We start from the raw sequence: 314 nt of genomic DNA on the forward strand, positions 1-314 counted from the left end.
AAATTTTCGATCTGCGCGGCTTCAATCTGAATTCGAAGCTCGAGATCGACCCGGACTTCCTCGCCGAGGACGAGCACGCACACAACCACGCTCATGCGCATGACGAGCACGGCCATACGCACGACCACGGTCACGACCACGCAAATTGCGATCATGATCATGGCCATTGCGACCACGAAGGGCATCACCACGGCCACCATCATCACGCGCATCACGACGACAAGATCAAGTCGTTCGTGTACCGCAACGATCGCCCGTTCGATCCGAACAAGCTCGAAGATTTTCTCGGCGGCATTCTGCAGATCTACGGCGAG

The 314-nt window shown here is 56.7% G+C and carries 1 protein-coding gene; it reads right to left on the bottom strand.

Translation table 11 applies throughout. The features are described 5' to 3' along the window. A partial coding sequence (locus EN859_RS38535) for a hypothetical protein (protein WP_210237776.1) occupies positions 1 to 314 on the bottom strand: 314 nt, incomplete at both ends.

It is taken from the genome of Mesorhizobium sp. M00.F.Ca.ET.216.01.1.1 (assembly GCF_004010325.2).
Taxonomy (GTDB): Bacteria; Pseudomonadota; Alphaproteobacteria; order Rhizobiales; family Rhizobiaceae; genus Mesorhizobium.